Annotated in this window: 6 protein-coding genes; 1 reads left to right on the top strand and 5 read right to left on the bottom strand. The window is 68.1% G+C overall.

All coding sequences use genetic code 11. The annotated features are described in order from the left end of the window. Window positions 1-313: 313 nt before the first annotated feature. A complete protein-coding gene (locus GRF61_RS22395) occupies window positions 314-1,642 on the bottom strand; it encodes a PAS domain-containing methyl-accepting chemotaxis protein (RefSeq protein WP_169152838.1) in 1,329 nt (442 codons plus the stop codon). A 318-nt stretch (window positions 1,643-1,960) separates the two neighbouring features. Here GRF61_RS22395 and GRF61_RS22390 point away from each other — a divergent pair, with 318 nt between their 5' ends. After that, complete coding sequence (locus GRF61_RS22390) at window positions 1,961-3,340, top strand: YdgA family protein (RefSeq protein ID WP_169152837.1); 1,380 nt, start codon at window positions 1,961-1,963, stop codon at window positions 3,338-3,340. A 63-nt stretch (window positions 3,341-3,403) separates the two neighbouring features. Here the strand turns inward: GRF61_RS22390 and GRF61_RS22385 are convergent, their stop codons facing one another. From GRF61_RS22385 to GRF61_RS22370, 4 genes are all read right to left on the bottom strand, one after another. After that, window positions 3,404-3,922, bottom strand: a complete 519-nt coding sequence (locus tag GRF61_RS22385) for a DUF4124 domain-containing protein (RefSeq protein WP_169152836.1) — start codon at window positions 3,920-3,922, stop codon at window positions 3,404-3,406. Next, a complete protein-coding gene (locus GRF61_RS22380) occupies window positions 3,919-5,997 on the bottom strand; it encodes a M3 family metallopeptidase (protein WP_169152835.1) in 2,079 nt (692 codons plus the stop codon). The genes GRF61_RS22385 and GRF61_RS22380 overlap by 4 nt, the downstream gene beginning before the upstream one ends. Window positions 5,998-6,130: 133 nt before the next feature. Beyond that, window positions 6,131-6,907 (bottom strand): DUF2189 domain-containing protein, encoded by a 777-nt coding sequence (locus GRF61_RS22375; RefSeq protein WP_169152834.1) that lies wholly within the window; start codon window positions 6,905-6,907, stop codon window positions 6,131-6,133. Between the two features lie 223 nt (window positions 6,908-7,130). Next, on the bottom strand, window positions 7,131-7,522 hold a 392-nt coding region (locus GRF61_RS22370), incomplete at its 5' end, for a phosphoribosylaminoimidazolesuccinocarboxamide synthase (protein WP_282447266.1).

The following is a 7,522-nucleotide window of genomic DNA, read 5'->3' as shown; positions in this document are numbered from 1 at the left end:
GGGGCGGCTCGCGTGGCCGGGGCGCTTGTTTCCGGGCTGGCGGCGAAATTCAATCTAGGCCAGTGCCGGGGGAAGGCAAGGACGCGAGAGGGCCGGGAGCGCCCATGCTACAGGCTGCCGCGCCGAGTGTCCGCGTTGGCCCGGGGACATCGCAGGGCGGCCGGATTCCCGCCGCAGCAAGTCCGTGCGCAGGGGGCGGCCGCGGCCCATCGGTGGTCGGCCGCATTCGCGCAACCGGCCGCTGGCATTGGAACCAGGGCGCGCAGGTTGCCGCGCCAGCGGGCAGCAACCTGCAGTGGCGCGGTGAGCCGGCTCAGTGCCCCGCGCTGCTCTCTTGGATGGAAGAGAGCTGGCCCACCACCCGCACGACTTCTTTGGCGCCGTCGTGGATCTTGGAAATGGTCGTGCCGACCTCGTTGGTCAGCTCCGCGCCGCGGTCGGCCTGCCGGGCCGTATCGCCCATGCGTTCGATGGCGGCCTTGGTGCTGTCCTGTATGGCGCGGGTGATTTCGGAGATGCGGCCGGTGGAGCTGCCGGTGCGTTCGGCGAGCTTGCGCACCTCGTCGGCCACGACCGCGAAGCCGCGGCCATGCTCGCCCGCGCGGGCTGCCTCGATGGCGGCATTGAGCGACAACAGATTGGTCTGGTCGGCGATCTCGTGGATGGTGCGGACGATGAAGTCGATCTCGCCGGAGCGGGTGTCCAGCTCTTCCAGCAGGCGGGAGGACACCTGCACCGTTTCCGCCACCCTGTCCATCTCGGCTGCCGCCTCGCGTATGACGCGGTCGCCTTCGGCGGAGAGGGTCTCGGTTTCCAGGGAGACGTGGTATGCCATGCGGGCGCTCTCCGCCTCGGCCTCGTAGCGCTCCACCCGCTCGCTGATGTCGTTGGCGAACTTCACCACCTTGCTCGGTTTGCCCTGGGCGTCGAATACCGGGTTGTAGGTCGCCTCCATCCAGACCGCGCGGCCGTCGCGGGTGAGGCGGCGGAATTGTCCGGAGGCGAACTCACCCCGGTTGAGGTCGGCCCAGAAGGCCGCGTACTCCGGGCTGCGGACGTAGCTCTGCTCGCAGAAGATGCGGTGATGCTTGCCGCGCAGATCGTCCATGCGGTAGCCCATGGTCCTCAGGAAGTTGTCGTTGGCGGAGAGCACGGTGCCATCCATCGCGAACTCGATGACCGCCATCGAGCGGTTGAGTGCCTGCAGCTTGCCTGCGTTCTCCTGGTCGGCCAGCACCCGGGGGGTGATGTCGTTGGCCAGCTTGATGATGCGACAGGGCTGGCCCTGCGCGTTGAATACCGGGTTGTAGGTGGCCTCCAGCCATACCGGCGAGCCGCCGCGGGTGATGCGCAGGTACTGGCCGGAGGTGTATTCGCCGCGCCCCAGCTTCTGCCAGAACTCGCCGTACTCACGGCTGGCGACGTATTCCGGCTCGCAGAAGATGCGATGGTGAGCACCGCGCAGTTCCTGCGCGGTGTAGCCCATCAGGCGCAGGAAGTTGTCGTTGGCGTCGAGGATGATGCCGTCCAGGCCGAACTCGATGACGGCCATGGACCGGCCTATGGCATTGAGCAGGGCGTTTTTCTCGCCGAGTTGCTGCTCGAGTTCGCTGACTTTCTGCTTGAGCGCAGTGTTGAACATGAAGACTCCGTGTCAGTGGGGCGCAGTGTTGCCGTCAGGAAACCGCGAGACGCGCAAGGTAATCCACATTAGCCTCCTTTTCCTTTGTATTCAGGGATTTTTGGAAGGAGCGCGAAGTATTTCATGCGCCCGAAACGGGTTATGCCGGCGCGCCCGTGCAGGGCATCACGCCCGTTCCGGGCGGCAGGCTTTTTTGCGGCGGTGCGTGGTCCATGCGCCCGTGCTGCGGTTCGCCGCTGGTGCTCGCCGGAAAGGCCTTGCCGCAGGCATAATCCCGCGGCCCGGGCGCGGCACGGGCGTTGTTTGTCGAGGATATCTATGCGTAAGACGGTAGTGATCGCCGGTGGCGTGTTGGCGCTGGCAGTGGGCGTGGTGGGAGGCAGCTACTACGTGGGCGGAAAGATAGAGGACGACTTCCGCGCGGGGGTGGAGCGCATTCGCGGCGCGGGCTTCGATGTGCGTGTTCTCGACTATCGGCGCGGGGTGTTCGGCGCCCAGGCGGAAACGCTGTGGACGCTGCCCAGCGAGGAGGAGCCCTTGAGCTTCACCCTGGCCCACGCGGTGAGCCACGGCCCCTTGCCGGCCGGCAAGGCGGCGGAGATCCGTACCACGCTGCAGCTGGATGCCGAGGCCAGCCAGGCGCTGGCGCCGCTGCTGCAGGGGCGGGAGCCGCTGGAGATCCTCAGCAAGGTGTCCTGGGGTGGCGACCACAGCCACACGCTGAACGTGGTGGATTACCGCGGGCCGGTGGAGGAGAGCGAGATCGTCTGGGGCGGCATGCAGGGCACGGTGGATGTGACCTCCGGCGGCAAGGCCACCCGCGGTTCGCTGTCGCTGCCGGTGCTGACGGTGCGCGATCCGGCGGGCAAGAACGTCGATCTGCAGAAAGCCGCCATCACCTTCGATACCACCCAGCCGCAGGACTACCACTTCTGGACCGGCCAGGCGCTGTTCTCCATCGAGCGCCTTGCCGTCGGCAGTGGCGCGCCGGAGCAGATGGTGGAGGTCGAGGGCCTGGGGCTGACGTCCTCCACCGCGCTGGAAGGCGACCTGGCCTCGACCACCATCGAGTTCAAGGCGAACCGCTTCAGCGGCGGTGGCGAAGTGCTGCAGGCGCCCGGCGTCACCCTGTCGCTGCAGCGGCTGGATGCCGGCGTGCTGGACGCGGCCTCGCGCATGGCGCAGGAAGGCGCCGCCGTCGGTGAGGACATCCAGGCCCACAACCAGCGGCTGCTGGCGGCGATGATGTCCCAGTTGCCGGCCTTGCTGGCGCGCTCGCCGTTGGTGGAGATCAAGAACCTGGGCGCGACCCTGCCCGAAGGCGTGGTGAAGGCGGACCTGCGCCTGGCCTACGTCGGCAAGCCGGGCGGGCTGGGCTTCAATCCGCTGGTGGACGTGGAAGGCCAGGCCAACCTGGCTTTGCCGCAGCCGCTGCTGGAGCGGGTGCTGTCGGCCCGCGCGCGACAGGAACTGGAGCGCTACATGGATGTGATGGACCTGGGCGCTAGCGAGGAAGAGATCGCCGACGCGGTGGATGAAACCGTGCGCACCCGGATGGAGGCGCTGACCGCCCAGGGCGTGCTGGTGCCCAAGGATGGCCAATGGGTGAGCGCGCTGGAGTACAAGGGCGGCGTGCTCAGCATCAACGGCAACCAGACCGCGCTGGGCGCTCTCGGCGCGATGGGCCTGCCGCTCTGATGCCGGCCTGAAATGCAGTGGGGCGGGCCCTTGGCCCGCCCCACTTGCGTTCACCCGGCTCGATCAGCGTGGAACCGCCGCCGCAGACTTGGGATAGCCGGCGTCATCCAGCATCTTCTCCCAGGCGGTGGTCTCGTAGCCCTTGAAGTTCATGCGGCCTATGGTGATCGCCGGTACCTGCTCCGGCGTGCCGAACAGCTCCCGGTATGCCTGCACCTCCTCGGTACTCTCCAGCTTGTGTTCCTGGAAGGGGATGCCGCGGCGCTTCAGCAGGTCGCGCGCCAGGTTGCAGGGCGCCTGGCAGTCCTGGGTGACGAAGACCGCCACCGGAAAGTTGGCCATGGCCTGCCGTACCGCGTACGAGGGCGTGGTGTCGGCGGCCGGGGCGCCGCTGTAGCGTTTTTCGTCGAGCTGGCGGATGCTGGCCGGCGGTGGCTGGTCGGAGTAGTTCACCCGGCCATTGCCATCCACCCAGCGATAGGTGGTGGGCGCCTGCGCCAGCGCGCCGGCGCAGGCCGCAGCCAGCAGCGCGGCGGCGGTGCCGCGCAGGGCCAGCGCCTGCCACTGCCGGCCGGCGCTCACGCTTCCACCATGCCGTTGTGGCGCAGCAGCGCATCCACCTTCGGTTCGCGGCCGCGGAAGGCCTTGAAGGATTCCAGCGCCGGCCGGCTGCCGCCGACGGCGAGGATTTCGCGCCAGAAGCGGGTGCCGGTTTCCGCGTCCAGCAGGCTGCCCTTGCCAGCGCCGGCTTCCTCGAAGGCTTCGAAGGCATCCGCCGACAGCACTTCCGCCCACTTGTAGCTGTAGTAGCCGGCCGCGTAGCCGCCGGCGAAGATGTGGGAGAAGCTGTTGGGGAAGCGGTGCCAGGCCGGCGGGAACAGCACTGCCACCTCCCGCCGCACTTCGTCGAGCACGCCGAACACCTTTTCCATCGGTACCGGCTGGCCGCCGGCGACGATGTCGCTGTGGATGCGCAGGTCGAACATCGAGAATTCCAGCTGGCGCACCGTCTGCATGCCGCTCTGGAAGTTCTTGGCGGCGATCATCTTGTCGTAGAGCGCGCGCGGCAGCGGCTCGCCGGTATCGACGTGGGCGGTCATGCCGGACAGCACGTCCCACTCCCAGCAGAAGTTCTCCATGAACTGGCTGGGCAGCTCCACCGCGTCCCACTCCACGCCGTGGATGCCGGACACGGCCAGTTCTTCCACCTTGGTCAGCAGGTGGTGCAGGCCGTGGCCGCACTCGTGGAACAGGGTGAGCACGTCGTCATGGGTGAAGGTGGCGGGCTTGCCGTTGACCGGGCCGGGGAAGTTGCACACCAGATAGGCCACCGGCGTTTCCATGCCGCCGGCCGGGCGGCGGTGGCGGCTGCGGGCGGAGTCCATCCAGGCGCCGCCGCGCTTGGTCTCGCGGGCGTGGAGGTCGAGGTAGAAATGGCCTACCAGCTCGCCTTCCTTCTCGATGCGGAAGAAGCGCACGTCCGGATCCCACTTGGGCGCCTCATCGGGGAGGATGTCCACCTTGTACAGGGTGCGGATGACGCCGAACAGACCATCCAGCACCTTGGGTTCGGGGAAGTACTGCTTCACCTCCTGTTCGGAGAAGGCGTAGCGCGCCTGGCGCAGCTTCTCGGAGGCGTAGGCCACGTCCCACGGGAAGAGCTCGGCCAGGCCCAGCTCCCTGGCGGCGAAGGCCTTGAGTTCGGCGAGGTCGCGCTCGGCGAAGGGCTTGGCCTTGGTGGCGAGGTCGCGCAGGAAGGCGAGCACCTGTTCCGGCGTGTCCGCCATCTTGGGCACCAGCGAGACCTCGGCGAAGTTGCGGTAGCCCAGCAGCTGGGCTTCTTCCTCGCGCAGGGCGAGGATCTTGCCGATCAGCGGGCCGTTGTCCCATTCCGGCTTGCTGGCCTCGGAGGCGCGGGTGGCGTAGGCGCGGTACATGCGCTCGCGCAGGCCGCGGTCGTCGGCGTACTGCAGCACAGGCAGGTAGGAGGGCATGTGCAGGGTGAATTTCCAGCCCGGCTTGCCATCCTTTTCTGCCGCGGCGCGGGCGGCGGCGCGGGCGTCTTCCGGGATGCCGGCGAGGCCGGCTTCATCGCTCACCCATTCGCTGTGCGCATTGGTGGCGTCGAGGATGTTCTCGGAGAACTTGGCGCCGAGCTGGGATTGTTCTTCCTGGATTTCCTGGAAGCGGGGTTTCACCGCGTCCGGCAGTTCGGCGCCGGAGAGCCGGAAATCGCGCAGTTCGTTGTCGAGGATGCGCTGGCGTACCGGCGACAGGCTGGCGTATTCCGGGCCGTCGTGCAGGGCCTTGAACTTGTGGAAGAGGGCGAGGTTCTGGCCGACTTCGGCGTAGAAGCGGGAAACCTCGGGCAGCATCTCGTTGTAGGCCTCGCGCCACTCGGGCACGTCCATGACGCTGTGCAGGTGGCCGACCACGCCCCAGGCGCGGCCCAGGCGTTCGCCGGCCTCGTTCATCGGTTCGACGAAGTTGGCCCAGGTGGGGGCGGCGGTGTCGGCGGTGAGGCGGGCGATCAGCGCGCGGTTCTCTTCGAGCAGGCCGCGCACCGCGGGGGCCACATGCTCCGGGCGGGCGTCGCTGAAGCGGGGGAATCCGGAGAAGTCGAGCAGCGGGTTCTGCGCATTCGATGTCTGGCTCATGATGTCTGGATCGTCCTGCTGGTCGGTAACGCGGCTATTGTGCCCAAAAAGCACGAAGGGCGCCGCTATGGGCGCCCTTGGCAAAAGCAATCGCCGCCGCGCCCGGGGTGCAGGCGCGGCGCGGGCTGCGGGCCTATCCGACCATGTCCTTGTAGGCGTGCCAGGTGGCGTGGCCGAGCAGGGGCAGCAGCAGCACCAGCCCTATCATCATGGTGGCGAAGCCTATCGCCACCATGGCGACGGTGATCACCGCCCACAAGGCCATGGCGCCGAGGTTCACGCCGACCGCGCGGGCGCTGGTCATGGCCGCGGTGATGGCGTCCACCTCGCGGTCCATCAGCATCGGGATGGCGATGGCCGACAGGGCGTAGACGACCGCCGCCAGCGCGCCGCCCACCACCAGGTAGGAGACGACGAAATGGGTGTATTCGCCGGAGAAGAACACCGTGCGGTAGAAGTCGCCCAGGTCCGGCACCACGTCGTGATAGAAGAGGGCGAACAGGATGGCGGAGATCCGCTCCCAGCCGATCAGCACCAGCGCCAGGAACACGCCGAAGTAGAGCAGGCTGTCACCGTGCCGCGCCAGGCCCTTGAGCGAGCGGCTGAAGCTCACACGCTCGCCGCCGTCCTGCCGGCGGGATATTTCGTACAGGCCGGCGGCGGCCAGCGGGCCGATCAGGAAGAAGCCGGAGATGGCGGCGGTGAAGAGGTAGGGCATGGAGGCCGCGTAGGCCAGGATCATGTAGCCGATGGCGGCGAGGATGGCGCCGTAGCTCAGGCTGGCGCTGGGGCTGTCGCGCATGTCCTGCAGGCCCAGCCGCAGCCACAGCAGTGGTCGGGATGTGGCGACCTGGCGGACCTGGGGCAGCTGGAAGTGATGGTCCAGCGATGAGGGGTAGGGCTTGTCCATGGCAACCTCCGTTGGCTGGTGGCACCGCTCACCATCCCCGCCGTGCAGGGCGGTCTCGGGTTGCTTTTCAGGTTAGGACGACTTGAGCGCTTTGGCGACCGTCATTGGTCGGCCGGGCGATGAGGGAATGCCCTGATGCGGCGGCCGGGGCCGGCCGGGCAAGGGCGCTCCGCCGCGGCGGAGCGCTGTCGTGGCGGGAGCGCGGGGCCCCCGCCGGCAGGGCTCAGTCCAGGCTGCGGCCGGTGAGCTTTTCGTAGGCTTCGCGGTACTTGGCGGCGGTGCGCTCGACCACCTCCGGCGGCAACTGGGGGCCGGGCGCCTTCTTGTTCCAGTCCAGGGTTTCCAGGTAGTCGCGTACGTACTGCTTGTCGTAGGAAGGCGGGCTGATGCCTTCGCGGTAGCTGTCGGCGGGCCAGAAGCGGGAAGAGTCCGGCGTCAGCGCTTCGTCGATCAGGTGCAGGGTGCCGGCAGCGTCCACGCCGAACTCGAACTTGGTGTCGGCGATGATGATGCCGCGGCCGGCGGCATAGTCGGCGGCCTGGGTGTAGAGGGCGATGGCGGCGTCGCGGGCCTCGGTGGCGAGCTGGGCGCCGTTCTTGCCGGTGCCGGCCAGCA

This window comes from Azoarcus sp. TTM-91, assembly GCF_012911025.1.
Classification (GTDB): domain Bacteria; phylum Pseudomonadota; class Gammaproteobacteria; order Burkholderiales; family Rhodocyclaceae; genus Azoarcus.
Note: the sequence above shows the minus strand (reverse complement) of the source record. Positions and strands in the feature narration are given on the sequence as shown.